Genomic DNA, 24467 nt, shown 5'->3' with positions numbered 1-24467 from the left:
TGTTTTCAATTTTGGAATATGGTTTTACTTGCGATATTGCCGGTAAATCTCACTCTATTAATTAGCGCGCTGTAAGTCTTCAACTCCGCCGCAGCGGATAAAACTATCTAGGAGCTAAATGACTACTCTCTCAGAAAGGCGCCGGCGTGTCACGGGCAGTAAGGGCGGTCAGTCCAAGCCAAAGCAGCCGAGCATTGCCTCCAACAGCGTTCCGTCGTTGGCCACTGCCCGGCTGGTCTATATCTGGAGCTGGGGGCCGATTGTCGGCCCGGTCGACGGCCTGCGCTCTGTGCGGCTCGACGGTACGCCCATTCAGGCACAAGACGGCACGATCAATTATCCCGGCGTGAAATGGCAGTTCCGCTCTGGCGAGCTTCACCAAGAGCGCCTGTCCGGTGTCACCGAGTCCAGCAATGAAATAGCTGTCGGCCAAGAGCTGCGTACGTCGACGCCTTGGCTGTACAGCATCAACAATTCTGTGATCGACGCCGCGCGCGTCCGGCTGAGCTGGCCGACGCTTCAATCTCAGGACGCCAGCGGCAACATCAACGGCGTGCGGATCGACTACGCAATCGATGTTTCTACCGACAACGGTCCCTACGTTACGGTGCTGACCTCGTTCGTCGATCGCAAGAACGTCACCAAATACGAGCGCTCCCACCGGATCGAACTGCCGGACGGCAACCGCTGGACACTTCGCGCCCGCCGCCTGACGCCAGAGGCCAATAGTTCGCTGGTGCAGGACAGCATGTTCATCGAGGCTGTTGCCGAACTGGTCGATAGTGATCAGGAATACCCGCTCACGTCGGTTGGTTGCATTGAGTACGACGCCCAGCAATTCGGCGGCGATATAGCAAAAATCGCCGTGCTGATGCGCGGCCGCATCGTTCGCGTGCCTGCGAACTATGACCCGGTGACGCGAACGTATGCCACCGCCGGCGCCGGTACCAGCGGCGGAATCTGGGACGGCACCTTCAAAGAGGCCTACACCAACAACCCTGCCTGGGTTTTCTACGACCTGGTGCTGCATCCGTATTACGGCCTCGGCGAGCGCATCGACGCCACTATGGTTGATCGTTGGTCGCTGTACCGGATCGCGCAGTACTGCGACCAGATGGTGCCAGACGGGAAGGGCGGGCAGGAACCGCGTTTCACCTGCAACCTGTATTTCCAAAAGCAGGCCGAAGCCTATGCGGTGCTGCAGGACTTGGCTTCGATTTTTCACGGGATGGCCTACTGGGACGGTAGCCAAATCGTCGTCAATGCGGATATGCCCGGCGACCCCGTGTTCAGCTACAGCCCTTCGCAGATCCTCAACAACGGCGCCATCAAATACGACGGCACCCGCTGGCGCGATCGGCACACAACCGCGATGGTGTCCTGGGACAACCCGGCGCAGGGCTTCGAAACCGACAAGGAGCCGGTATTCGATAACGAAGCAATGAGTGAGCTCGGCTCCGTTCGCGAACTCAGCGTCGACGCGTTTGGATGCACGTCTCTTGGCCAGGCGCAGCGCGCGGGTCAGTGGGCGCTGGTCACTGAGCAGCTGCAGACTCGCGGGGGAACATTCCGCGTTGGTCTTGACGGCGGCATCCCCAAACCCGGACAGATCATTTCCGTCGGCGATCCGATGCTGGCGGGGCGGGCGAACGGTGGGCGGGTATCTTCGGCGGCCGGGCGCGTAATCACCCTCGATCGCGATGTAACGATCCCGACTGGCGCGAGGCTCTTCGTCAACCTGCCCAGTGGTAAGTCCGAAGCGCGGGTAATCAGCTCGGTCAACGGCCGGGCCGTCACTGTGGCCGCGAATTACAGCGAAGTGCCAGAGCCGGAATGCGGCTGGGTGATCGACTTCGACGACCTGAAAGTCATGCAGTTCTACGTGCGCAACGTCACTCGCCCTGAGTGGCACCAGTACCAGCTCGAGGTCATCCAGCATGAGCCGAGCAAGTTCCCGTTCATCGACAACGGCGCCGTCGTTGATACCCGCCCAATCAGCGGAATTCCGATTGGCACGCAGGAAGCCCCGGCGCGAGTGCTGATCAGCCAAAACGTTGTGGTTGAGCAGGGCATTGCCGTCACCAGCATGAGCATCGCATGGGACGCCGCACCAGGCGCGGTGGGTTATGACGTCGAATGGCGGTGGGGCGCTCGAGAGTGGATCAAGGTTCCGCGCACCGGTGAACTGATGGTAGATGTTCGCGGGATCTATTCGGGGCAGTACCTGGCGCGGGTTCGCGCGGTCAGCGCCATGAATGTCTCGTCGGTGCCGACCAACTCGGTGCTGACGGACCTGCTGGGCAAAACCGGCTTGCCGCCGGCGGTGTCGTTCCTGCGTACCGTCAGCAAGGTCTACGGCATCGGCCTTGAGTGGGGGTTTCCACCTGGTGCGGAAGATACTCAGCGCACCGAGATTTGGAGCAGCAAGACCAACGACCTCGCCGCTTCTGTGAAACTGGCCGATTTCGCCTACCCGCAGGCGAAGCACGAAATGCAAAACATCGTACCCGGTACCAGCCTGTTTTTCTGGGCGCGGCTGGTGGATCGCACGGGGAACGTGGGGCCGTGGTATCCAGCGGTCAATGGCGTGAACGGCCAACCCAGTATTGATCAGGCTGAGTACGAAAAATATTTTCTAGGGAAAATCCAAGCATCGGCTCTTGGCGAACAGCTGTTTGCTGAGATCGGAAAAATATCCGGCGATGGCGCGGGCTCCGTCAATGAGCGGCTGGAGCAGGCCAAGCAAGAACTGGAGAACCTGATAGGCGAGATAACCGACGCATTGGTTTACGATCCGGCGAAGCCCTACGGTAAAGGGGAAATTGTTCGTCTTGAGGGGCGCTTGTTCTCGGCAGTCAAGGCGGTTCCGGTAGGCGCCTCGCCGCCGAATGCTGAGTTCTGGTATGACATGGGCACTATTGCTGAAACATCAAACGCCATGGCTTTGCAGATTCAGCAGCACACAACACAGATCAAAACCATTGACGGTAAAGTCACCGCCCAGGCTTCGACGACGCAAGCCCTACAGGCAGCGTGGAGAGAGGATGACGGAACTGGGGCGATGACCCAAGCGCTCAAGGCATACCAAAGCACTGCCAGTATCGTGACGAATGAAAAGGTAGTAGCTGAGGAGAAATTGTCATCAGCTACGCGCTTTACGTCAATTGATGCGGCGGTTGGTAAGAACGCTGCGAATCTTTCTTCGCTTGAATCGGCATTTGCGACGGACAAGGAGGCTACCGCTCAGAAGATTGAAACCATCACGGTCACTGCCAATGGCGCAACAGCGAAAGCGGAAACCGCTACGACGGCTGTCTCTGGTCTGAATGGAAAGGTGTCGTCGCTTACGACAATCAAGACGTCTACAACAGTGGGTGGGCGTACTGTCATGGCAGGGCTGGCCATCGGCGTGGACGGTCAGCAGCAAGAGTCGCAGATACTCGCGTTCGCCCAGCGCTTTGCGATTCTGGATGAAGTCAGCGGCCAGATGATTTCACCGTTCATAGTCCAGGGCGGCCAAGTGTTCATGAACACGGCCATCATCAGTCAGGCTTTTATCAAGGAACTGGTGCTCGGAATGACGCTTCGGTCGGCGGCGCTGAATTCCCAAGGACTGCCGCTGCTGGAAATCAACATTCCCGCCGGTACATTCACGCTTCGCGGACAATCCAGCACCGGTTACACGCTGTTGAACAACAACGGTATTTACGTATATGACCTGAACTACATCGAGCGCGCGGCGCTCGGGAAGATGACGTGATGGACTATTACGGCGCAAGAACGAAAAACGGCGCAGGAGTCGTGACCCTAGAAACGTCGACGATGACCATTCGTTCAATTGTGACGAGGCAAGTCACCGTGCCGCCGATAACCAGTGACTTCACCAGTTATATCAGCATGCCGGAGATCACCGCACAGTCATTTGTCTGCGTAACGCTCCCTAACCCTACAAACGAAAACGCTGTGTTACCGGCCGTATTCTGGTCGGCAGGACAGCTTAGGGTTCGGAGGGGGGCTGGCGTGGTGCTCAACGTTTTAATCCTGACCTATCAGTAGGAGCAGTCATGGACTATGGCTTTAGGTCTCGCAATGGTCTGAACTTCTTTCAAATCGATAGCGACAATAAAGTGCTGAACGTTGCTGCGTCCGGCACTTACACCATCGGAAAGCCGCCGACTGCGCCGGTAACGATTACCCGAGCAGTCATCACTTATCCGACGCCCATAACAACTGTGGACGCGCCTCATGTGTTTCTCAATCCAAACAATCAGGGCATGTATCACTCATTAGTGCAAATGGGCGCGGCGGGTGCTTGGACGGGTTTCTACTTCGACCTTCACTTGATGGCACCCTTCAATGGTTCTGACTGTAGCGGTCGTTGGCTTGTCGCAACATTCAGATCAACCTCGACGCCGAGTGAATACGACTTGCGTCTGCGCAATGCGAATAATGAGCAAATATTCGTTGGGGCGGACAACCTTTTGGTGATGACAGGCTTTCCAATCAATGAAGGCTGGACACTTGATAGTCGGGGAGGGCAGGTCTCAGGGATTTACTGGAGCGGCTGTCAGATGCAATGGACTGGCTCATACGACGACTATTTTCTCGCCTCAACACTACTTGGCGGGAAGATCTACAACGGCAACACAACACTTGCGACCCCCTGTGGTTTTCACGCGGGTGTTAGATCAACACTCAATGGCTATGTCGGAGCGCTAGTTAGTTCAGAGGGCGGCACCGCAAAGAACGGTAGAACGACTTTTGCCGCAAGACCGATGCGCCCGCTTTGATTAGACATCAAACGATCAGCCCGCCAAGTGCGGGTTTTTTATTGATCCATATTAGGAAAACCATATGCCTTGGCTTAGAGGCGGAACAGTTTCTGTTACCAACGGAACAACCACAGTTATTGGCACCAACACTGACTTCGCGGCCACTTCGCGAATCGGCGATGCATTTGTCGGGCCTGACGGGGTTAACTACGAGATTGGTAATGTCGCAAGCGCAAGCGTGATATCAATTATTCCTGCATACAAAGGCGCGACAGCCAGCGGGGTGGCATACGCGATCATGCCGGTTCAGGGGTATCCCCAGGCACTTGCGGACTCATTCAACAATATCAGTCTGAAATGGGGAGCCAAGCTCGAAAGCTTGGGAGCAACAGGCAATTACGAAGTATTACCCGTTAATAAAGGTGGTACCGGCGCAACCGATCCTGCTGGTGCGCGCGCGGGTATCGGCGCTGCAAAGTCTGGCGCCAACAGCGACATCACGTCGATGATTGGCTTGACCACTGCTTTAAGCGTGGCTCAAGGGGGAACCGGCGGAAACTCACAAGCCACTGCTCGAGCAGGCTTAGGCTTGGGATCCGCCGCCACTGCCACGCTTGGTAATAACGCCGGCAATGCAATGCCTGTTGGTGCTTTTGGGCTTGGTGGGGAAGCCCTCGCGTTTGCCAATATCGACGCGCTGACGACTACCGAATTTAAGTCGATTGTGAACCCTGCCGGAACGCAGCCGGGATTTCCTTACGGCACAAGCTTGACGATTTCCTACAACGCCCAGACTTTTAGCCAGTTTGCGATGAGCATCTTGGGGACGGAGCTGGCGTACCGTTACTACAACTCCACAACTGTTGGCTTCTCCCCTTGGGTAAAGCTCTATCACACGGGGAATACGACTCGAGGATCGGGCGGCGCTTTATCGGCGGCTTCGCCGATCATACGGATTGCGAACGTCACTGATAGCCACCGTCGTGATCTTCAGGAGCAGACCTTTGAGCCGGCGGGGGCGTGGGGTGTGGCGAACAATGAGGCTCGCGGTGTGAATGTCGAACGCCTCGGCGTCGGTGAGTATCGAATCACCGGTAGTCTCGGCTTGGCAATTGAAGGTTGGCGCACTCAAGACCCATGTTCGCCGGACGGCGGCGGGACGCTCGGCATCACTGAGAGCGAACAAGACACCGACGGTACCGTGACCATCCGACTATTTAAGCAGCGCTGGACGCTGTCCGACGACGGCGAGATGCTTCCCGGTCGCGGTGCGCCGCTGGATGTGCCGCTCAACAGTTGGATCGACGTCCGCTTGGAAATGCCGCAGCCAGATTATCAGCCGCCGCCGAACGATCCTGTAAACGAATAACAGCCCGCCATTGAGCGGGCATTTTTTTGCCTGGAGAAAAGTTATGAGTGCTACCGAGAAAGATCGCGACGTCCTTGCACGCACTTTGTGGGGGGAGGCTCGCGGCGAGAGTCTGGCCGGGCAGATCGCTGTGGCGTGGACAGTGCGTAACCGCGTCCTCGACGGGAAAGAAAAGTCGTGGTGGGGGGAGGGGTATGCGGGCGTGTGCCAGAAGCCATATCAGTTCAGCTGCTGGAATAAGACCGATCCGAACTACCAGTTTTTGATCGGTGTGAAGCAGATCCCGTTTCGCGAGCTGGCGCAGGCGCGGATTGCCGCAGACCAAGTGATCGACGGCAAGGTAGCCGATCCCACCGGCGGCGCCACGCACTATTACGCTTCCAGTATCAAGGCGCCGTCCTGGTCGCTGAAGGCAAAGCAGACCCTGAAGTTGGGCGGCCACGTCTTCTTCAAGGATGTGCCGTGATCGCCGTGCCGTGGAGAGCAGTCGGTGCGCTGGCGCTGGTGTTGGTCAGCGCCGGCAGCACTTGGCAGTTCCAAGACTGGCGCTATGGAAGTCAGTTGGCTGATCAAGCCCGCCTGCACGGCGATACCCTCAACCAACTGACGCTGGCTGCTGTCGCTGCACAACAGGCCGAGCAGGACAAGCGTCTCGCGCTCGAGCAAAGCTTGGCGACCAGTGAACAAGCCCACTATAGGAAAATGGCCGATGCCCAACGTGATCAGGATCGCCTGCGCGATCGCCTTGCCACTGCTGATGTGCGCCTGTCAGTCCTCCTCGATGCGACCGACGTTGCCAACGGCTGCAACGTGTCAGCCTCCACCGGCGCCGGCGGCGTGGATCATGGAACCCTACGAGCCAGACTTGACCCGGCGCATGCTCAACGAATTATCGCCATCACCGACAAAGGCGACCGGGGATTGATTGCCCTGCAGGCGTGCCAGTCCTACATTAGGGCGCTCATCGTTCGATAGCTATATCTTCATCGTTGCCCAATAGTCGATATTCTGACTACCAATCTTTTTCACGAGCCGATCGTAGATTTCGGTTCTGATTCCACCCTTCTCACCCATAACCTTTGAGTTCACTGCATACGATTGGAGCGCTATTTTCATGAAGCCGTTGGAGCTCAGGGACTTCAGATGCATTAGAGTTTTGTGATCAGCAAAAACCTCAGCACCCACAAGATCCATCGTCCGCCGGGCAGTGTTGAAATTTTTTTGTTTGCTGAAGTCCAGCGCGTGCATAAGTTCGTGATGAAGAGAGTTGTATCTCCAGAGCCACACCAGATCTTCCTGCGTCCCCTCTGGTAGGCAATTTTCGTTGATGAAAACAGCGCTACGACCCATGCCGGACAAGAGAAAATTTATGGTGATCCCGCCCGCTCCCTCTATTCCGTAAGTTTTCAAATCGGCGGAATCGTCATTGAAATACAGCTTTTCGTCGTACCGAACATTGAAGATATCTAATAGGTCTGTGCGCTCACTCATCTGGTTAGGAGGTACTAAATACACGTCCGAGGTGAGACCGCCAAATCGATTTTTGAGCTTCGTGTAAGCCCCCTCAAAGACTTCAACTCCTAGCATTCTTCATCCTCCTTGCGCCTGCGCCTCTTTTTAGGAACCGATGCCATCCCTTGGGCCCACTGCCCTGGTGAGGGAGGCTGTCATTAAGCTGGCATAACCGAGCCAAAACCACCCATTCAGGCACAAAAAAGGCACTTGCGATAAACGCTAAGTGCCTGATTTGTAACGCTTATTTGGTGGAGCCGGGGGGATTTGAACCCCCGTCCGCCAGTACTCCGCTGTCGGTACTACATGCGTAGCCGTTTCTATTAAGTTAACCCTCAGCGACCCGAAGGGCAGGGTGCTTTGGGCGAGTTGTGTAAGTTTTAGCCGCTTCGTCCACAACGTACTGCACGGCGATTCTGTTCTATATGACAATCACTTTGGGTTTACAGACATCCCCTGGTGATTGCTGGACCCGAAGGTACCAGAAGCTCAGGGCTAAGGCTGCTTACGCAGCGAGAGCGAATTCCTGGCCGTAGTTTTCGTCATTGGCAACTATAAGTAGTTGCAACAGTGGATTTACGACTTCTGTTACCAAGTCGGCATGCACCTAAAGTTTCGCAACCGGCGTCGAATCCTAAACGGCCCCGAACTCATTGCTCAGTACATCTGTTTGAGCAACAAGCCTGTGCAGTGTACGTCAATCGGCCGGGAAGGCCAACCCGAAGGTTGGCTTCCTGGTGTGTCAGTTACGCGTTGGATTGCGGATCTGCATTTTCGTGATCATGCCGTTGGTAATTTCAACGCATTTGCCATCGTCCCCGGCAGCCTGCGCCTTCATGGCGTCTTCCTGGGCGGTCTTGACGTTGCTCAGCGAGGTTTCCGGAATGGAAGGCTGGCTGGTGACAAAGTCTTTGATAACTTGAAGATTCCCGGCACACAGGTCTTTATCCGCCGCAAACACCGGCGACGCCAGAAGTGCACCAGCGATGAACAATCCAGCAATTGCAGAATGCTTCATGGGTATCTCCTTGAACGGTAGGTCTCGGTGCTGCCGGACGGTCTGGCGGCGATGCCGAGGTCATAACAGGCTACGTTAGCGTAGGGCCTGTTCAATCGACCGCCGCGCTACGCAGGAATTCGGTTTTTTTTACATCTGGTATCAAAACGCCTGCTCACGATCACTTCTTGGTGTCACCCGAGGTTTTCTGGATTTCCAGTATCGTTTGCTGGGTTTCCGCGACGCAGTCGTCAATCTTGCCTTGGGCCTTGAGGGCCTGGGCTTTCGCCACACTGGCGGAGACGCGCGCGTTCAGCTCCGATGAAGTCTGATACTCCGATTTCGCATTATTGATGGTTTGCAGATTGGCTTCGCACAGGCTGTCTGGTCCGGCGGCAAACGAAGTCGACGCCATCACCGAGGCAGTAACGAACAGACCGAGCAGTACAGAACGTTTCATGTGTATCTCCTTGCGCTGAGGGATCCAGACTTCGCTGACCCTGAGTGCCGGTCACCGAAAGAAGGAACGGCCCCGAGTGTTCGGGGCCTGTTCTGTGGACTGCGGTCTTGCGCAAGGGTTCTGATTTTCTTCAGCAGGCCTTCGCCTGAGTGACCCGATCGACCAGGTAAACCAGGCCGTGATAGTCGATGCCGCCGTGTTGCGTCAGGCCGATTTCGCAGGTGCGGCTGGTGGATATTCCTTCACTGCAATGCTGCACCGCGTCCTTCAAAGTGCGTAGCGAATGGCTGTTCAACTCCGGCGTGGTGAAGCCCTTGTCGCCAGCAAATCCGCAGCAATGAATGCCTTCCGGAATCACCACGGTTTTGCTGCATTTGCGCGCCAGATCGATCAACGCTTGGCTTTCACCCAGGTGCTGGGTGCTGCAGGTCACATGCACGGCAATCGGTGCGTCTTGCGGGGTGAAATCCAGTCGATCGAGAAGATGCGTACGAATGAAGCGCACCGGGTCGTACAGATCGAGACGGGTTTCTCCTACGTCCTGCACCAGGCGCAACGTGCATGGGCTGGTGTCGCAATAAATCGGATCGAGACCGCCGCGACTGGCGTGGAGCAGGGCGCTGATCAACTCCTGACGCTTGTGTTCGGCTTGCTCGGCGTAGCCTTTTGAGGCGAAGGGCTGACCGCAGCAGAGGTTGTCCTGATTGTCCGGGAAGACCACTTGGTAACCGGCCTTTTCCAGCAGACCACGGGTTTTGTCGTAGAGCGACATCTGCTCTTTATCCCCCGCCGCAGGCCCCATGACCCGCGAGACACACGCGGCCAGATACACCACACGCGGGCGTTCGTCCGACACACTCGGGCTGAAGCGAATGGCTTTCTCCGGTTGCGGCATCGCATTTGTCCACAACGGCACCTGGCCTTTGGACAGGCGCGTCAGCGTTGCCGACAGTTTCGCCAGACGCGGCGCGCCGAGCATCATCCGCGCACCATTAGCGACATGCAGAGTGAAGCGTGCGCCCTGCAGAGTCTTGGCGAAATTTCCTTCAATCCAGTCAGCCGTTTTCTGATGCGTTGCGTGTCGGCCACGGAGCTTTTTCACCAGCTCGCCGGTATTGATGCCTACAGGACAACGTTGTGCGCAGAGACCGGTGGCGGCGCAGGTTTCGATGCCTTGGTATTCGTAGGCTTGTTCCAGTTCGGTGGTGTCGACGCCGGCACGTTTTTTCGCCTGAATATCGCGCCAGATCACGATGCGTTGGCGCGGGCTCAGGGTCAGTCCTTTCGACGGGCAGACCGGTTCGCAGAAGCCGCACTCGATGCACTTATCCACAATCTCATCGGCCGCCGGCAGTGGCTTCAAGTGCTTGAGATGGATCTGCGGATCTTCGCTGAGCACCACGTCCGGGTTGAGAATTCCGTTCGGGTCGAGCAGACGTTTCAGTTGCCACATCAGTTGGTAAGCGTCGCTGCCCCATTCCAGTTCCACGAACGGCGCCATGTTGCGCCCGGTGCCGTGCTCGGCTTTCAGCGAGCCGCCGAACTCCACAGCGACCAGTTGCGCGACGTCATCCATGAACGCTTGATAGCGTGCGACTTCTTCCGGATTGTTGAAGCCTTGAGTGAAGACAAAGTGCAGATTACCTTCCAGCGCGTGTCCGAAAAGGATCGCTTCGTCGTAGGAATGTTTGTCGAACAACTCGATCAAGCGATTCACGCCGATGGCCAATTGTTCGACCGGGAACGTCACGTCTTCGATGATCACCGTGGTGCCGGTTTTACGTACGGCGCCGACGGCAGGGAAGGTGTCTTTGCGAATGGCCCAGAGCTTGGCGTTCTCGGCGGGGTCTTCGGTGAAGTCGACCTGCTTCTCCACCGGGAAACCACCGAGCGACGCCATGATTTGCGCCAGTTGTTCCTGTAGGAGTGCAGAGGTCGCCGCGCGGGATTCGATCAGTAGCGCGCAGGCATTGTTCGACAGTTGTTGTACGAAAGCGGGCATACCCGGTTTGTCTTGCACCGAGCGCAGACTGCGGCGATCCAGCAGTTCTACGGCGGACACCGGTTGGCTTTTCAGCACGGTAACCGCGTTGCAGCAGGTTTGCACATCGGGGAAGACGATCAGCGCCGAGGCCTTGTTCGGGTGATCGATTACCGTGTCGTACGTCACCGCGCTGATGAAACCGAGCGTGCCTTCGGAGCCGACCAGCAAGTGGCTCAAGATATCCACAGGCTCATCGAAATCCACCAGGGCGTTGAGTGACAGGCCGGTGGTATTTTTCAGACGGTATTTGTGGCGAATTCGTGCAGCGAGTTCGGCGTTGGCGCGGGTCTCGCGGCCTAAAGTCGCCAAGCGTTCAAGCAGTTCGCCGTGGCTGGCGTGGAATGCCGCGACACTCGCCGCGTCTTCGGTATCGAGCCGTGTGCCATCGGCCAGCACCAGACGAATGCCGGCCAGCGTGTGATAGGTGTTTTGCGCGGTGCCGCAGCACATACCGCTGGCGTTGTTGGCGACGATGCCGCCGATTTTACAGGCATTGATCGACGCCGGATCCGGGCCGATCTTGCGTCCGAACGGCGCCAGCCACGCATTGGCTTGCGCACCGATCACGCCCGGTTGCAGACGGATTTGTTTGCCTTGGCCACGGATCTCGCGAGCGTTCCAGTTATCCCCAAGCACAATCAACACGGAATCGCTGATTGCCTGCCCGGACAGACTGGTACCCGCCGCGCGGAACGTCACCGGGACATGGTCACGTTGAGCCAACTTCAGCAGCGCCACGACCTCGTCTTCAGATTCAACGCGGATCACCAACTGCGGAATCAGCCGATAAAAACTCGCATCGGTGCCGAAGGCCAGCGTCGATAACGGATCATCAAACCGGCGCTCGGCCGGAATCAGTTGCTGCGCATCACGCAGGAAATTCACTGGAAGCGTCATTGGTCCTCCAGGATCAGCACCACGAGGTCTTTCGGGCCGTGGGCGCCGTAGGCCAGCACTTGTTCAATGTCGGCGGTTTTCGACGGGCCGGACACGAGTAATGCGTTAGTCGGCATGCCTTGCGCCCACTCGAATTCCTGTTGCACCTGATAGAAGTTGTCGCGGATTTCGCTGGCCTTGAGCAGCGCGAAATGCACCGGTGGTACCAGACTCATCAGCCGTGGTTCTTCGCGGGTTGGCCACAGGATCAGACTGCCAGTGGCGGCGATAGCGCCGAGGGTGCCAGTGAGGCTGGCCGGGGTGTCGTTGAACAGCTCGGCTTTCCATTCTTCCATTGGACGGTCGTAGGATTTCAGCGTCGGCAGGTCAGGTTTGTTCGCCCAGTGTTGTGTGATTTTCTGCCCGTGGGCGGTAGTCGGTGCAATCAACAGGCTCGGTAGCTGACGATCGCGCAGCAATTGCGCGAGCAGCGCCGGCCATTCTTCGCCCGAAGTCATGTGAATTTCGGTGTGCACCGCTTCCATCAGTTTGCGCAGTTGCGGGATGCGTTGTTCGGCGCTGTAGGTGTAAGGCCGCGTCACCAGATCGACATCGAAGTCGTCGGCAATCGGCGTGGCGCCGGTCAGACTTTTCCGCAGTTTGCCGAGGATATTTTGCTTGGCGCTCATCAGCGATCTCCCTGTTTGGCCAGATGCTCGCGGGCCATGTCGTGCAGTGAGCGGGCGGCGGGTTTTGGTGCGCTGTGGTTTTGTGTCCACGGGCCGACGTTGCTTGGCGTCAGCGCCCGCAGGCGCGTGGCGAAGAATCCGAACAATCGATACAAGGTTGGCGAGCTATTGAGCCTGGCCCAGGCGTTCCAGATAAAACGTTCCTTGCGCGAATACTTGCTGCCCTGACCGCGCATCACTTGATGGGGACTGTCCGGGGCTTTGACGTTTTCTTCGCGCAAGCGCCGCAGGATTGCCGGGATGGGAATTTTTACCGGGCAGACTTCACCGCAGGCACCGCACAGCGATGACGCGCTCGGGTGATCCGGAACCTTGGCCAGGCCAACCATGTGCGGCGTGATGATTTTGCCAATCGGCCCCGGATACACCTCGCCATAAGTGTGACCACCGACGCGGGTGTATACCGGGCAATGGTTCATGCAGGCGCCACAGCGGATGCAGTTCAAGGTCTGACGCAATTCACTGTCGGCGAATGCCTGGCTGCGACCGTTGTCGAGCAGCACAAGATGCACTTCCTGCGGGCCGTCGAGTTCGTGCTCCTTGCGCGGGCCGGAGATCATGTTGACGTAAGTGGTGATCGGAATGCCCAGCGCCGAGCGTGTCAGCAGCGACAGTAACGGCACCACGTCGCGCAAGTTTTCCACAACCTTTTCGATGCCGGTGACGGCGATGTGCACCGGCGGCACGGTGGTGGTCATACGGCCGTTGCCTTCGTTTTCCACCAGCAGCAGGGTGCCGGTTTCGGCGACGGCGAAGTTGACACCGGAGACGCCGATGTCCGCTTCGAAGAATTTCTGCCGCAGGACTCTGCGACCGATCTGAATGAGTTGGTCAACGTCCTTGGTGTATTCCACGCCAAGTTTGTCGTGGAACAAGGACGCGACCTGACCGGCATTCTTGTGGATCGCCGGCATAATGATGTGTGAAGGCTTCTCGTGGTCGAGCTGGACGATGTATTCCCCCATATCGGACTCCAGGCATTCAATGCCTTGAGCCTCGAGGAAATGGTTCATCTCCATCTCTTCGCTGACCATCGATTTGCCCTTGATCACTTGCCGCGCCTCGTGAGCACGGATGATCGATAAGACGATGCCATTGGCCTCGTCCACCGTTTCCGCCCAGTGCACTGTCACACCGTTGCGGGTCAGGTTTGTTTCCAGTTGCTCGAGCAGGTCGGGCAACTTGGAGAGCGCGCGGGCTCTGATCGAGTTGCCCAGAGCACGCAAGTGTTCTCTTTCGTGGGCATCGCTGAAAGCGGCTGCCCGTTTGGTCATCAATGAATCCATCGCAGTGCGGAAGTTGTTCCGCAACTGCTGATCGCCCAAGGCGTTGTGGGCTCGGGTGCGGAAATCTTCTTCTACGGCGACCGTAGGAATAATCGCGGAAGTGCTCATTGCGCACCTCCGGTTCGTTGCCAAAGAAAGCTGGCGAGATGTTGCCCGCGTAGCGTTTCTTTTTGTTTCTCCAATGCGCCGTTGATGTTCATCAAACAGCCACAGTCGGCGCTCAACACCTGATGCGCGCCGGAATTCTTCAGCGAGCGGGTCTTGTCAACCACCATCGCGCCGGAAATGTCTGGCATACGGACGCTGAATGTTCCGCCGAAGCCACAGCATTCGCTTTCGTGGTCGTGGTTGACCCGTTCCACGTTGCTCAACTGCGCCAACAACTCGCGACCGTGCAGGTGGGTGTTCATTTCGCGGCGTGCCGAACACGAAGTGTGCAGCGCGACTTTGACCGGTTCGCCGCTGTCCTTGAGCTGCACCTTGCAGACGAACAGCAGAAACTCGGCCAGTTCATAGGTGCGGGCCGCGAGGGCCTGAACCTGTTTCAACGTGTCCGGCTCGTCCTTGAACAAGTCGGCGTAATGCTCGCGCAGCATGCCCGCGCAGGAACCCGACGGCACCACCACCGGATAATCGCCGGCAAACAGCGCCAGTTGCGAGCGCGCTACCGTCCGCGCCTGCTCGGTGTAACCCGAGGTGTAGGCGGGTTGGCCGCAGCAGCTCTGCCCTTGCGGGTACTCGACCCGAATCCCTTCGCGCTCCAGCAAGTGGATCGCGTCCATCCCGGCTTCGGGGTAGAACAGATCAACCACGCACGTCCCGAACAGATAAACCCGCGACGGTTTCTCGCTGGGGTATTGCCGAGGTTCGGGCAGTGGCGGTGCCACGCGGGTCGCGTTCGGCACAGCGTTGTAAAAAAGCTCGCTCATCAGGCGTGTCTCCGGGTGAACCCGTTTATCCGTCCGCTGAGGCTGCTGAATATAGAGAGTGTTGCTTTCAGCAGCCTTACAGACCGGGTGGTGAATTGCTGACGCCGGCATCACGAACCGGCGTCGGTTTTTTCCGTGGTTCTTGTAGGTTTAGTGCACCAGCATGCCGGTGAACCAGTAGGCCTGAGCCAGGGTGATCAGACCGACAATCGTTGCAAAGAATAGGCTGTGCTTGAGGGTGAAGCGGAACAGATCCGATTCCTTGCCGACCAAACCGGTCGCGGCGCAGGCCACGGCGATCGATTGGGGCGAGATCATTTTGCCGGTCACGCCGCCGCTGGTGTTCGCTGCGACCAGCAGGACGTCATTGACGCCGATCTGGTGCGCGGTGGTCGCTTGCAGCGAACTGAACAGTGCGTTGGACGATGTATCGGAACCGGTCAAGAACACGCCGAGCCAGCCGAGGAACGGCGAGAAGAACGGGAACGCCGCGCCAGTGCCGGCCAGCACGAGGGCCATGGTCGAGGACATGCCGGAATAATTGGTGACGAAAGCAAACGCCAACACCATGCCGATCGACAGAATAGGCCAGCGCAGTTCGTAGAAAGTCTCTTTCAAAGTGGTCAGACCAGTTTTGAAATTGATCTTCAGCACCAGCATCGAGATCAGCGCCGAGAAGAAAATCGCCGTGCCGGTCGCGGAAATCGGATCGAGTTTGAACACCGCTGGAATCGCGGTTGGCGCAGCAACGATCGGTGCGGTCTTGATCACCAGTTGATCAAGGTGCGGAATTGCGAAGTTGAACACCCAGCTGTACATCGAGCCGCCAGCGGCGAACATCGCTTTGAAAGGCTTCAGCGTCCAGATCGTTACCAGCACGGTGAGGATCAGGAATGGTGACCACGCTTTGAAAATTTCCCCGAGGCTGTAAGGCGAAGCCACGGTGGTGCGCTTCTGGCCGAAACCACCGACGCTGGCGGTAATCGCTGCGCTGGAGGTAGCGCCTGCGATTTGTGCGCCGGCGGTGCGTTTCGGTTGCCAGACTTTGAGGAACAGGGTCAGGGAAATCAGGCTCGCCAGCGCCGAAGTGATGTCTGGCAGTTCCGGGCCGATGAAGTTCGATGTGAAGTATTGGGTGATGGCGAAGCTCAGGCCCGCGACCAATGCAGCCGGCCAGGTTTCACGAACGCCGCGCAGGCCGTCCATCATGAACACCAGCCAGAACGGCACGAACAGCGACAGCAGCGGCAGTTGGCGACCGGTCATGGCGCCGATCTTGAACGCGTCAATTCCGGTCACTTGACCGGCAACGATGATCGGGATCCCCAAGGCGCCGAACGCAACCGGTGCGGTGTTGGCGATCAGGCACAGGCCTGCGGCGTAGAGCGGGTTGAAGCCCAACCCGACAAGTAGCGCGGCGGTAATCGCCACGGGCGCGCCGAAACCGGCGGCACCTTCCAGGAACGCCCCGAAGCAGAAACCGATCAGCAGCACTTGCAGGCGCTGGTCGTCAGTAATCGATAACACCGAACTGCGAATGACCTCGAACTGACCACTTTTCACCGTCAGTTTGTAGAGGAACACCGCCGCGACAATGATCCAGGCAATCGGCCACAAACCGTAGGCGAAACCATAACCGGCGGCGGCGAAAGCCATGTCGACCGGCATTTGAAACGCGAAGATCGCCACGGCAATCGACAGGGCGAGGGTGATGCTCCCGGCCACGTGGCCCTTGAGACGGAACACCGCCAGCGCGAGGAAAAAGAACACGATGGGGATGACGGCCGCGAGTGCGGACACGCCGAGACTGCCGAGCGGGCTGTAGAGCTGTTGCCAGGTTTGCATATGGGGTGGCCCCTAATTGTTGTTGGTCAGGCACTGTCAGCGTTCTTGGTTAATTGGTAAGACCAATTTACAATCGCTGTTCGCTAGGGTAAAAGCCTTGGTGTCGGTGTGTCAATTTGTCGCCCTAAAACTTTTGTCGAACGTGCAGCGCAGATCGCGTCTGATCCGCTTTGACGAAGTGGCGTCTGGTAGGTGTCGGCAAGGCGCCGATAGGCCAGAATAGAGAGCCCGGCGAGCGGTCGGGATCGTGGAGAAGTGAGTTATGGGGTTTGATCAGATACGTCAGCGCCGTTTGTCTGACGATATTGTCGAGCGACTCGAGGGGATGATCCTTGAGGGCACGCTGAAGTCCGGTGAACGGCTTCCGGCGGAGCGCACGCTGGCCGAGCAATTTGGCGTGTCGCGTCCGTCATTGCGTGAGGCGATTCAGAAGCTCGCGGCCAAAGGCTTGCTGGTCAGCCGTCAGGGCGGCGGCAATTATGTGGTGGAAAGCCTGGGCTCGACGTTCAGCGATCCGCTGCTGCATCTGCTCGAAAATAATCCTGAAGCGCAGCGCGACTTGCTCGAGTTTCGCCACACCCTCGAGGCATCGTGTGCGTATTACGCAGCATTGCGCGCGACAGACGTCGATCGTGAACGGCTGACGGCGGCGTTCGATGAGTTGCAGGATTGCTATTCGCGCCACGATGAAGTCAGTCGGGTGGAAGAAGGCGCGGCGGATGCGAAATTCCATCTGGCGATTGCTGAAGCCAGTCATAACGCGGTGTTGCTGCACACCATTCGTGGCTTGTTTGATCTGCTCAAGCGCAACGTGGTGACCAACATTGGCGGCATGTACAAGCAGCGCACGGAAACCCGCGACATGCTGATCACCCAGCATCGGGAATTGTATCTGGCGATTATTGAAGGTCGCGCGGAGCAAGCGCGGGAAGTCTCCAGCCGACACATTCTGTATGTGCAGGAAGTGCTGGAAGAGGTGCGGCAGGAGGTTCAGCGCATGGCTCGGGCGGAGCGGCGCAAGGGCATGTGATTTTTTAAAGCAAAAGATCGCAGCCTGCGGCAGCTCCTACAGGGAAATGCGAATTCCTGTGTAGGAGCTGCCGAAGGCTCGGGCCGCGATCGGACGATCTTTGCTTTCAAAGGCGAAGACTAGTCTTCCTTGCCCTTGTTGCGCACAGCACGCTGCAGCTCACGACCGGCGTCGCGCTCGCGCTCGGTGTCACGCTTGTCGTATTCCTTCTTGCCCTTGCCCAGAGCAATCTCGCACTTGACCATGTGCTTGCTCCAGTACCAGGACAGGCAGACGCAGGCGTAACCCTTTTGCTGCACCATCGCGGCGAGCTTTTCCAGCTCGCGGCGGTTGAGCAGCAATTTGCGTGTGCGCACCGGGTCAGCGATGACGTGGGTACTTGCGGTCATCAGAGGCGTGATGTGGCTACCGAGCAGCCACGCTTCGCCATCCTTGAGCAGGACATAGCTGTCAACCAGCTGTAGCTTGCTTGCCCGCAGACTTTTTACTTCCCAGCCGGCCAGGACCAGACCAGCCTCGAACTTATGCTCGATGAAGTAATCGTGTCGCGCCTTTTTGTTCTGCGCGATGGTCCCTGTTGGGTGTTTCTTCTGTTTAGCCATAGGGGCGGCATTATATGGAGATAAACGGCCGTCGGCTACGGTGATGCTGCGTGCTTGAGCAGGTTGAGTGAATCCCGGACAATGCGGCCTCTTTTTCTAACGCTTGGGCGTGATAAACGATGTCGACAGACAAGGTTTCTGTCCACGGCAGTTGGGCTAGCCGCTGGGTATTCATACTCGCCGCGACCGGTTCGGCCGTGGGACTGGGTAGTATCTGGAAATTCCCCTACATGGTCGGGGTCTACGGCGGCGGTGCGTTTGTACTGATGTTTCTGGCGTGTATCGCCCTGATCGGCATCCCGGTCATGCTCGCTGAAACCCTGATTGGCCGCCGCGCACGGCAGAGTCCGGCGAACGCCTTGAAGGTATTGGCGCTGGAAGCCGGGCACTCGGCCAAATGGTCGTGGGGCGCGTTTGCCGGGATGATCACGGCATTGCTGATCCTGTCTTTCTATAGTGTGGTCGGCGGCTGGTCGCTGGATTACATCGTCGACATGGGGCACGGCGACTTCCAGGGCGCGACGGCCGATCAAGTCGGTGCGTATTTCGGCAATGTCATCGCCGATCCATGGCGCCTGACACTTTGGCACACGATTTTTATGCTGCTGTCCGCCTTCGTCATCGCCAAAGGCGTGGTCGCCGGGCTGGAACGCAGCCTGCGCATCATGATGCCGTTGCTGTTTGTGATGGTGCTGGTGTTGCTCGGTTACAGCATGACCACCGGGCATTTCATGGAAGGCGTGCATTTCATGTTCGACTTCCATCCGGAAAAAGTCCTCGACGGTCTGTTGCCTGCGATGGGCCACGCGTTCTTCTCGCTAAGCGTTGGCGTCGGCTCGATCATGATCTACGGCGCATACATGCCGAAGAACGCGTCGCTGTCCGGCACGGTGGTCGGCGTGGCGCTGCTTGATACCTTTGTCTCGCTGGTCGCCGGTCTGGCGTTGTTCCCGATCGTCTTCGCTGCCGGCCTGAACCCGAGCGAAGGCCCGGGCCTGATGTTCGTCAGCCTGCCATTTGCCTTTGGTAACGTAGCCTTCGGCCAATTGATGGGCGTGGTGTTCTTCGTGCTGGTCGCCGTTGCGGCCTGGAGTTCGGCGATTTCTTTGCTCGAACCGATGGTGGCGTATCTGGTTGAACGCACCAAAGTCAGCCGCGCCTGGGTGACGTTCTGGTTGGCGTTCACCTGCTGGTTCGTCGGTTTGGGCACGGTGTTTTCCTTCAATATCTGGAAGGAAGCCAAATTTTTCGTGAACGAAGACGGTCTGTTCCATCTCTACCAATGGGGTGCGAAGAGCGGTCTGGACTTCTTCGGTGTGATCGATTTCTTCACCTCGCGGATCATGTTACCGCTCGGTGGCCTGTGTTTTGTATTGTTCGCCGGATGGGTGATGGGGCGTGAAGCGGTGCGTGACGAGTTGTCGATCCGCAACCCGAAACTGTTTGCCCTGTCTCTGTTCTTGATGCGCTACGTGGCGCCAATCGGCATTGTTGTAGTGTTTGCCGCTCAGCTCTGGAAGTAACGCTTACATGACGACTCATATTCAACGCTCAGCCCTGTTGCCATACCCGGCGCAATTCCTTTACGACCTGGTCAACGACGTGGCGCGTTACCCGGAATTTCTGCCGTGGTGCTCGGCGGCCGAGGTGCTGGAAAGCTCGCCTGAGCACATGCGCGCCAGTGTTGGCGTGGCGAAGGGCGGGCTGAGTCAGCATTTCGTCACGCGCAATACGCTGGTGCCGGGGCAGTCGATCGAGATGAATCTTGAGGAAGGCCCGTTCAATCAGTTGCACGGCGTCTGGGTATTCAAAGCGTTGAACGAGAAGGCCTGCAAGATCAGCCTGGATTTATCGTTCGATTACGCCGGGCCGCTGGTGCGTGCGACGTTGGGGCCGCTGTTCAATCAGGCTGCCAACACGTTGGTGGATGCGTTCTGCCAGCGCGCCAAGCAGATGCATGGTTAAGCCGGTGATCGAGATAGAAGTGGTGTATGCCGCGGTTGATCGCCAGGTTCTGGGCACGGTCAGCGTGGCAGAGGGCACGACAGTGCGTGCTGCGGTGCTCGCTTCGGGGATTGCTGATGAGTTTCCTGAGCTGAATCTGGCGGAATGTCCGTTGGGGATTTTCGGCAAGGTCGTGCCGGATCCCAATTCGCGGGTGATTCAGGCGGGGGAGCGCATTGAGATTTACCGCCCTCTGCTCGCTGATCCGAAAGAAGTTCGACGCTTGCGTGCAGCCAAAGCGGCTGAGGCAAAAGCCCGAAATCTTTAAGATGCCAAACGCCAGACAATAAAAAACCCGGAATTTCCGGGTTTTTTATTGCGTCGCAAATTATTGCGGCGTGGTGTCCAGCGGCTCTGGTGTCGGAACCGGAACGGTTTCCACACCATCGACGTCCTTCTGGATCTGATCCAGCAAGGAACCTGGCTTGACCGGTTTTTCCGGTGCTGGCTTCTCGGTGTTTTCAGCAGGAGCAGTCACGTTAGTGCCACTGTCCTTACCGAGAATGGCTTCGTCACGGCTGACGCCCGGCATAAAATCACCGGACAAGCTGACAAGCTGGTCGTTAGAATTGAAGATAACGCTGACGCGTTCCTGTTGGCGTTCACCGCCACCCGGTTGCAGGCTATACAGGTAATCCCAGCGATCGGCATGGAACGTGTCGGTCAGCAGGGGGTTACCCATAATAAACCGTACTTGCGGCCGGGTCATTCCCGGGCGTAACTGGTCTATCATATCCTGCGTGACGACATTGCCCTGCTGGATGTCGATTTTGTAAACCCCGGGGAATGAACAACCGGCGAGTGCGAGCAGTCCCACAAAGGTGAAACTGGTTAGCAAGAGCTTGGTGTTTTGCATCGGTGGGCGACTTCCACTATCTTGGCTGGGACAACGTAAACGCCGATCATACCCGCATTAAGAGAAGCTGCGAAGCAGCATCGCGAGAAAGCTGACCATGGTTGAAAATAGCGAACTACGCAAAGCCGGCCTCAAAGTGACCCTGCCACGGGTCAAGATCCTGCAAATGCTCGACTCTACCGAGCAGCGTCACATGAGTGCCGAGGACGTCTACAAGGCGTTGATGGAAGCTGGCGAGGACGTCGGTCTGGCCACGGTTTACCGTGTTCTGACCCAGTTCGAAGCAGCTGGCCTGGTGGTCCGTCACAACTTCGACGGCGGCCACGCGGTATTCGAACTGGCTGACGGTGGCCACCACGACCATATGGTCAACGTGGAAACCGGTGAAGTGATCGAGTTCTTCGACGAAGAAATCGAAAAACTTCAGAAGTCGATCGTCGAGAAGCATGGCTTTGAGATGGTTGATCACAACCTTGTGCTGTACGTCCGCAAGAAAAAGTAAGCATGTCGCGCGAATTCAGGTTCGCGAAACGAGCGAAGGCGACCCAAGGGTCGCCTTCGTGCTTTCTATTGTTTCAAAATCTTAAACTTTCGCGGTAACCACCATTTTTTTCGCGTGAGCCAACGATTCCTTGGTCAGATCGATGCCGCCGAGCATCCGTGCGACTTCTTCTATTCGTTCGGTCTTGCTCAGCTTGGACACAGCTGTGTGGGTTGCCTCATCGCCACGCACCTTGTGCACAAACAGGTGCTGATGACCCTGCGCGGCCACCTGCGGCAAGTGCGTCACCGTCAGTACCTGCCCGCGTTCACCCAAGCGACGTAGCAACTGGCCGACAATTTCAGCCGTCGGGCCACCAATGCCCACGTCCACTTCGTCGAATACCAGCGTTGGCACCCGGGATGTCTGCGCAGTGATCACCTGAATCGCCAGGCTGATCCGCGACAGCTCACCGCCCGAGGCCACTTTCGCCAACGCCTTCAATGGTTGTCCAGGGTTGGCGCTAACCAGCAGCTCAACCTGCTCCAACCCGTTCGGCAGCAGTTCGTCACTGCTGTTGGCGCGCAGCTCGATGGTGAATCGGCCGCCGGGCATGCCCAGACGCTGAATCTCTTGTTCCACTGCACTGGCAAGGCTGCCGGCGGCCTGATGGCGCAAATCGCTCAGCTCGCGGGCCTTCTCTTGATAATGACGGGCGTAGGACGCCAGCTCATCACCCAGACGCTCGATGGATTCATCGTTGGCATTCAGGGTTTCGATTTCATCCAGCAGCTTCTGCTGCATTTCCGCGACTTCAGTCGGCTGGATTCGGTGTTTGCGCGCTAGCGTATAAATAGCGTCGAGGCGTTCTTCCAGATATTGCAGGCGTGCCGGATCGGCATCGAAGTTGTCGAGGAATCGATTGAGTTCGCCCACCGCCTCTTCAACCTGAATCTGCGCGCTGGTCAGCAAGCTGCTGGCTTCGCCCAGAGCACCGACCGAATTATTCACGCTCGACAGGCGATTGAGACTGGCGGTCAGTGCGTTCAGGACATTACCCGAGTCACTTTCGCTGCATTGCTCGACCACTTGCCGGCAAATGCCCAGCAAGGTTTCGGCGTTGGTCAGGTTTTTGTGTTCCTGCTCCAGTTGCTCCAGTTCGTTATCGCCGAGACCGAGGTTTTCCAGTTCTTCGAGCTGATAGCTGAGCAGTTGATGGCGCGCGCGTTGTTCGTCACCGGAATTGGAAAGGCGCTCCAGTTCCTGACGGGTCTGGCGCCAGCGCTGCGCAGCCAGTTGAACCTGACGGGCCAGATCGGTCGCGCCGGCGTATTCGTCGAGCAAACGGCGATGGGTATCGGTTTTCAGCAGCGACTGGTGTTCATGCTGGCTGTGGATATCGATCAGCAATTCGCCAAGGGACTTGAGGTCGCCGAGCGGGCAGGGCGTGCCGTTGATGTAGCCCCGCGAACGGCCTTCGCTGGTGATGACCCGACGGAGGATGCACGGGCCGTCGATGTCCAGATCGCGCTCGGCCAGCCAGGCGCTGGCCTCGGGGATGTCGACCAGATCGAACGTCGCGAGGATGTCGGCCTTGTCGGCGCCCGGGCGAACCACGCCGCTGTCGGCACGATCGCCCAGGGTCAGGCCGAGGGCGTCGAGCATGATCGACTTGCCGGCGCCGGTTTCCCCTGTGATCACGCTCATCCCGCGATCAAGTTCGAGATCGAGATGTTCAACGATGGCGTAGTTATGTACGGACAGGTGCACCAGCATAAAGGCCGCTCCCAGGCTTTAGGTCTGGTTATTTATACAGTGTTTTGTTTCGGCCTGACAATGCCCTCGCTTAGCTCGATTTGCTTGAACCGCAAAACTTCTTAGCGCATCAGGGAATGAGAATGCGGCACTTTTTTGTAGGGTTAATGCTTGAAGGCCCTTGAAGCCTGATTTTGCGGCCCCATATATCGGGACAGAAGCGCGGGTCAGGCTCGCGGAAGAAATTGAAAGGAGAATTCTATGGCTGACGAACAGACAGTAGATACGCAAAACCCAGATGCCCCTCAGGCGCCGGAAGGTTCGAGTGATGACCTGGCGACCCGTGTGCAAGTGCTCGAAGAGCAATTGGCCGCAGCGCAAGATCAATCTCTGCGCGTAGCTGCCGATCTGCAGAACGTCCGCCGCCGTGCCGAACTGGACGTCGAAAAGGCGCACAAATTCGCCCTGGAGAAATTCGCCAGTGACCTGCTGCCGATCGTCGACAGTCTGGAGCGAGGTCTCGAGTTGTCGAACCCGGACGACGAAAGCATCCGTCCGATGCGTGAAGGCATCGAGCTGACGCTGAAAATGTTCCACGACACCCTCAAGCGTTATCAGCTTGAAGCGATCGATCCGCATGGCGAACCGTTCAACGCTGTTTACCATCAGGCGATGGCTGCACAAGAAAGCGCCGACGTAGAACCGAACAGCGTTCTGAAGGTGTTTCAGAAGGGCTACCAGCTCAACGGTCGCCTGTTGCGCCCGGCCATGGTTGTGGTCAGCAAGGCGCCTGCGCCAATTTCGCCTTCGATTGACGAGAAGGCTTGAAATTAGCCGCAAGGCCCCCATTTAGAAGTCAAGCGTTTAAGTGCTACCGCAGTCAGCCACCACTGCTGCGGC

23 protein-coding genes and 1 other RNA gene are annotated in these 24467 nt (G+C 57.7%); 12 read left to right on the top strand and 12 right to left on the bottom strand.

The genetic code is table 11. From position 1 onward, the window contains the following. Positions 1–118: 118 nt before the first annotated feature. The 6 genes from KFS80_RS04975 to KFS80_RS04950 all read left to right on the top strand — a co-directional run bounded on the left by KFS80_RS04975 (position 119) and on the right by KFS80_RS04950 (position 7116). Entirely contained in the window at positions 119–3760 is a 3642-nt protein-coding gene (locus KFS80_RS04975; RefSeq protein WP_212544115.1) for a TipJ family phage tail tip protein, read from the top strand. Then, positions 3760–4056, top strand: a complete 297-nt coding sequence (locus KFS80_RS04970; RefSeq protein ID WP_212544114.1) for a hypothetical protein — start codon at positions 3760–3762, stop codon at positions 4054–4056. Before KFS80_RS04975 ends, KFS80_RS04970 begins: the two co-directional genes overlap by 1 nt. 8 nt (positions 4057–4064) lie before the next feature. Continuing rightward, positions 4065–4790: a hypothetical protein gene (locus KFS80_RS04965; protein ID WP_212544113.1), complete on the top strand. Its 726-nt coding sequence runs from the start codon at positions 4065–4067 to the stop codon at positions 4788–4790. 64 nt (positions 4791–4854) lie between these two features. Further along, on the top strand, positions 4855–6141 hold the full coding sequence (locus KFS80_RS26855; protein ID WP_246541618.1) for a phage tail fiber protein: 1287 nt from the start codon (positions 4855–4857) through the stop codon (positions 6139–6141). 43 nt (positions 6142–6184) lie between these two features. Next, entirely contained in the window at positions 6185–6607 is a 423-nt protein-coding gene (locus KFS80_RS04955; protein ID WP_212544112.1) for a cell wall hydrolase, read from the top strand. After that, positions 6607–7116: a lysis system i-spanin subunit Rz gene (locus tag KFS80_RS04950; RefSeq protein ID WP_212544205.1), complete on the top strand. Its 510-nt coding sequence runs from the start codon at positions 6607–6609 to the stop codon at positions 7114–7116. The genes KFS80_RS04955 and KFS80_RS04950 overlap by 1 nt, the downstream gene beginning before the upstream one ends. Here KFS80_RS04950 and KFS80_RS04945 read toward each other — a convergent pair whose 3' ends face one another. The 9 genes from KFS80_RS04945 to KFS80_RS04905 all read right to left on the bottom strand — a co-directional run bounded on the left by KFS80_RS04945 (position 7117) and on the right by KFS80_RS04905 (position 16839). Next, complete coding sequence (locus tag KFS80_RS04945) at positions 7117–7728, bottom strand: hypothetical protein (protein WP_212544111.1); 612 nt, start codon at positions 7726–7728, stop codon at positions 7117–7119. Between the two features lie 174 nt (positions 7729–7902). Further along, positions 7903–8299: a transfer-messenger RNA gene (gene ssrA / locus KFS80_RS04940) on the bottom strand. A 96-nt stretch (positions 8300–8395) separates the two neighbouring features. Next, positions 8396–8671, bottom strand: a complete 276-nt coding sequence (locus KFS80_RS04935) for a hypothetical protein (RefSeq protein WP_212544110.1) — start codon at positions 8669–8671, stop codon at positions 8396–8398. 160 nt (positions 8672–8831) lie between these two features. Further along, complete coding sequence (locus KFS80_RS04930; protein WP_053117007.1) at positions 8832–9110, bottom strand: hypothetical protein; 279 nt, start codon at positions 9108–9110, stop codon at positions 8832–8834. Positions 9111–9240: 130 nt separating this feature from the next. Then, positions 9241–12051 (bottom strand): FAD-binding and (Fe-S)-binding domain-containing protein, encoded by a 2811-nt coding sequence (locus KFS80_RS04925; protein ID WP_212544109.1) that lies wholly within the window; start codon positions 12049–12051, stop codon positions 9241–9243. Continuing rightward, positions 12048–12719 (bottom strand): LutC/YkgG family protein, encoded by a 672-nt coding sequence (locus KFS80_RS04920; protein WP_212544108.1) that lies wholly within the window; start codon positions 12717–12719, stop codon positions 12048–12050. The genes KFS80_RS04925 and KFS80_RS04920 overlap by 4 nt, the downstream gene beginning before the upstream one ends. Beyond that, on the bottom strand, positions 12719–14173 hold the full coding sequence (locus KFS80_RS04915; RefSeq protein WP_212544107.1) for a LutB/LldF family L-lactate oxidation iron-sulfur protein: 1455 nt from the start codon (positions 14171–14173) through the stop codon (positions 12719–12721). Before KFS80_RS04915 ends, KFS80_RS04920 begins: the two co-directional genes overlap by 1 nt. Next, a complete protein-coding gene (locus KFS80_RS04910) occupies positions 14170–14994 on the bottom strand; it encodes a (Fe-S)-binding protein (RefSeq protein ID WP_212544106.1) in 825 nt (274 codons plus the stop codon). The genes KFS80_RS04915 and KFS80_RS04910 overlap by 4 nt, the downstream gene beginning before the upstream one ends. Before the next feature lie 150 nt (positions 14995–15144). Continuing rightward, positions 15145–16839, bottom strand: coding sequence for a lactate permease LctP family transporter (locus KFS80_RS04905; RefSeq protein ID WP_159812888.1), 1695 nt, complete (start codon positions 16837–16839; stop codon positions 15145–15147). A 262-nt stretch (positions 16840–17101) separates the two neighbouring features. On the opposite strand from KFS80_RS04905, the gene KFS80_RS04900 reads away from it, so the two are divergent. Next, positions 17102–17869: an FCD domain-containing protein gene (locus KFS80_RS04900; RefSeq protein ID WP_212544105.1), complete on the top strand. Its 768-nt coding sequence runs from the start codon at positions 17102–17104 to the stop codon at positions 17867–17869. Between the two features lie 119 nt (positions 17870–17988). On the opposite strand, the gene smpB is transcribed toward KFS80_RS04900, so the two are convergent. Then, positions 17989–18471 (bottom strand): SsrA-binding protein SmpB, encoded by a 483-nt coding sequence (gene smpB, locus KFS80_RS04895; protein ID WP_008088297.1) that lies wholly within the window; start codon positions 18469–18471, stop codon positions 17989–17991. A gap of 119 nt (positions 18472–18590) precedes the next feature. On the opposite strand from smpB, the gene KFS80_RS04890 reads away from it, so the two are divergent. From KFS80_RS04890 to KFS80_RS04880, 3 genes are read left to right on the top strand one after another with little or no spacing between them, the layout of a single operon-like run. Next, a complete protein-coding gene (locus tag KFS80_RS04890) occupies positions 18591–19994 on the top strand; it encodes a sodium-dependent transporter (protein ID WP_212544104.1) in 1404 nt (467 codons plus the stop codon). Between the two features lie 7 nt (positions 19995–20001). Next, positions 20002–20436 (top strand): type II toxin-antitoxin system RatA family toxin, encoded by a 435-nt coding sequence (locus KFS80_RS04885; protein ID WP_007915213.1) that lies wholly within the window; start codon positions 20002–20004, stop codon positions 20434–20436. Continuing rightward, positions 20429–20743: an RnfH family protein gene (locus KFS80_RS04880; RefSeq protein WP_212544103.1), complete on the top strand. Its 315-nt coding sequence runs from the start codon at positions 20429–20431 to the stop codon at positions 20741–20743. Before KFS80_RS04885 ends, KFS80_RS04880 begins: the two co-directional genes overlap by 8 nt. Positions 20744–20803: 60 nt before the next feature. On the opposite strand, the gene KFS80_RS04875 is transcribed toward KFS80_RS04880, so the two are convergent. Further along, positions 20804–21331, bottom strand: a complete 528-nt coding sequence (locus tag KFS80_RS04875; protein WP_053117016.1) for an outer membrane protein assembly factor BamE — start codon at positions 21329–21331, stop codon at positions 20804–20806. 97 nt (positions 21332–21428) lie between these two features. Between KFS80_RS04875 and fur the strand changes: the two genes are divergently transcribed. After that, positions 21429–21833, top strand: coding sequence for a ferric iron uptake transcriptional regulator (gene fur / locus KFS80_RS04870; protein ID WP_008088309.1), 405 nt, complete (start codon positions 21429–21431; stop codon positions 21831–21833). A gap of 81 nt (positions 21834–21914) precedes the next feature. Here the strand turns inward: fur and recN are convergent, their stop codons facing one another. Then, positions 21915–23588, bottom strand: coding sequence for a DNA repair protein RecN (gene recN / locus KFS80_RS04865; RefSeq protein ID WP_212544102.1), 1674 nt, complete (start codon positions 23586–23588; stop codon positions 21915–21917). A gap of 240 nt (positions 23589–23828) precedes the next feature. On the opposite strand from recN, the gene grpE reads away from it, so the two are divergent. After that, a complete protein-coding gene (grpE, locus tag KFS80_RS04860) occupies positions 23829–24395 on the top strand; it encodes a nucleotide exchange factor GrpE (protein ID WP_053117018.1) in 567 nt (188 codons plus the stop codon). Positions 24396–24467 lie beyond the last annotated feature (72 nt).

It is taken from the genome of Pseudomonas rustica (assembly GCF_018336155.1).
Classification (GTDB): Bacteria; Pseudomonadota; Gammaproteobacteria; order Pseudomonadales; family Pseudomonadaceae; genus Aquipseudomonas; species Aquipseudomonas rustica.
The sequence above is the reverse complement of the archived record's forward strand: the minus strand, read 5'-3'. Positions and strand labels throughout refer to the sequence as shown.

Bases quoted from the DNA above. Each gene is read 5' to 3' on its own strand.
- KFS80_RS04935 (WP_212544110.1), bottom strand. From the start codon at position 8,671: ATGAAGCATTCTGCAATTGCTGGATTGTTCATCGCTGGTGCACTTCTG.
- KFS80_RS04900 (WP_212544105.1), top strand. From the start codon at position 17,102: ATGGGGTTTGATCAGATACGTCAGCGCCGTTTGTCTGACGATATTGTC.
- KFS80_RS26855 (WP_246541618.1), top strand. From the start codon at position 4,855: ATGCCTTGGCTTAGAGGCGGAACAGTTTCTGTTACCAACGGAACAACC.
- KFS80_RS04880 (WP_212544103.1), top strand. From the start codon at position 20,429: ATGGTTAAGCCGGTGATCGAGATAGAAGTGGTGTATGCCGCGGTTGAT.
- KFS80_RS04955 (WP_212544112.1), top strand. From the start codon at position 6,185: ATGAGTGCTACCGAGAAAGATCGCGACGTCCTTGCACGCACTTTGTGG.
- KFS80_RS04885 (WP_007915213.1), top strand. From the start codon at position 20,002: ATGACGACTCATATTCAACGCTCAGCCCTGTTGCCATACCCGGCGCAA.
- KFS80_RS04945 (WP_212544111.1), bottom strand. From the start codon at position 7,728: ATGCTAGGAGTTGAAGTCTTTGAGGGGGCTTACACGAAGCTCAAAAAT.
- KFS80_RS04920 (WP_212544108.1), bottom strand. From the start codon at position 12,719: ATGAGCGCCAAGCAAAATATCCTCGGCAAACTGCGGAAAAGTCTGACC.
- fur (WP_008088309.1), top strand. From the start codon at position 21,429: ATGGTTGAAAATAGCGAACTACGCAAAGCCGGCCTCAAAGTGACCCTG.
- KFS80_RS04925 (WP_212544109.1), bottom strand. From the start codon at position 12,051: ATGACGCTTCCAGTGAATTTCCTGCGTGATGCGCAGCAACTGATTCCG.
- KFS80_RS04875 (WP_053117016.1), bottom strand. From the start codon at position 21,331: ATGCAAAACACCAAGCTCTTGCTAACCAGTTTCACCTTTGTGGGACTG.
- grpE (WP_053117018.1), top strand. From the start codon at position 23,829: ATGGCTGACGAACAGACAGTAGATACGCAAAACCCAGATGCCCCTCAG.
- KFS80_RS04930 (WP_053117007.1), bottom strand. From the start codon at position 9,110: ATGAAACGTTCTGTACTGCTCGGTCTGTTCGTTACTGCCTCGGTGATG.
- recN (WP_212544102.1), bottom strand. From the start codon at position 23,588: ATGCTGGTGCACCTGTCCGTACATAACTACGCCATCGTTGAACATCTC.
- KFS80_RS04910 (WP_212544106.1), bottom strand. From the start codon at position 14,994: ATGAGCGAGCTTTTTTACAACGCTGTGCCGAACGCGACCCGCGTGGCA.
- KFS80_RS04965 (WP_212544113.1), top strand. From the start codon at position 4,065: ATGGACTATGGCTTTAGGTCTCGCAATGGTCTGAACTTCTTTCAAATC.
- smpB (WP_008088297.1), bottom strand. From the start codon at position 18,471: ATGGCTAAACAGAAGAAACACCCAACAGGGACCATCGCGCAGAACAAA.
- KFS80_RS04970 (WP_212544114.1), top strand. From the start codon at position 3,760: ATGGACTATTACGGCGCAAGAACGAAAAACGGCGCAGGAGTCGTGACC.
- KFS80_RS04915 (WP_212544107.1), bottom strand. From the start codon at position 14,173: ATGAGCACTTCCGCGATTATTCCTACGGTCGCCGTAGAAGAAGATTTC.
- KFS80_RS04975 (WP_212544115.1), top strand. From the start codon at position 119: ATGACTACTCTCTCAGAAAGGCGCCGGCGTGTCACGGGCAGTAAGGGC.
- KFS80_RS04905 (WP_159812888.1), bottom strand. From the start codon at position 16,839: ATGCAAACCTGGCAACAGCTCTACAGCCCGCTCGGCAGTCTCGGCGTG.
- KFS80_RS04890 (WP_212544104.1), top strand. From the start codon at position 18,591: ATGTCGACAGACAAGGTTTCTGTCCACGGCAGTTGGGCTAGCCGCTGG.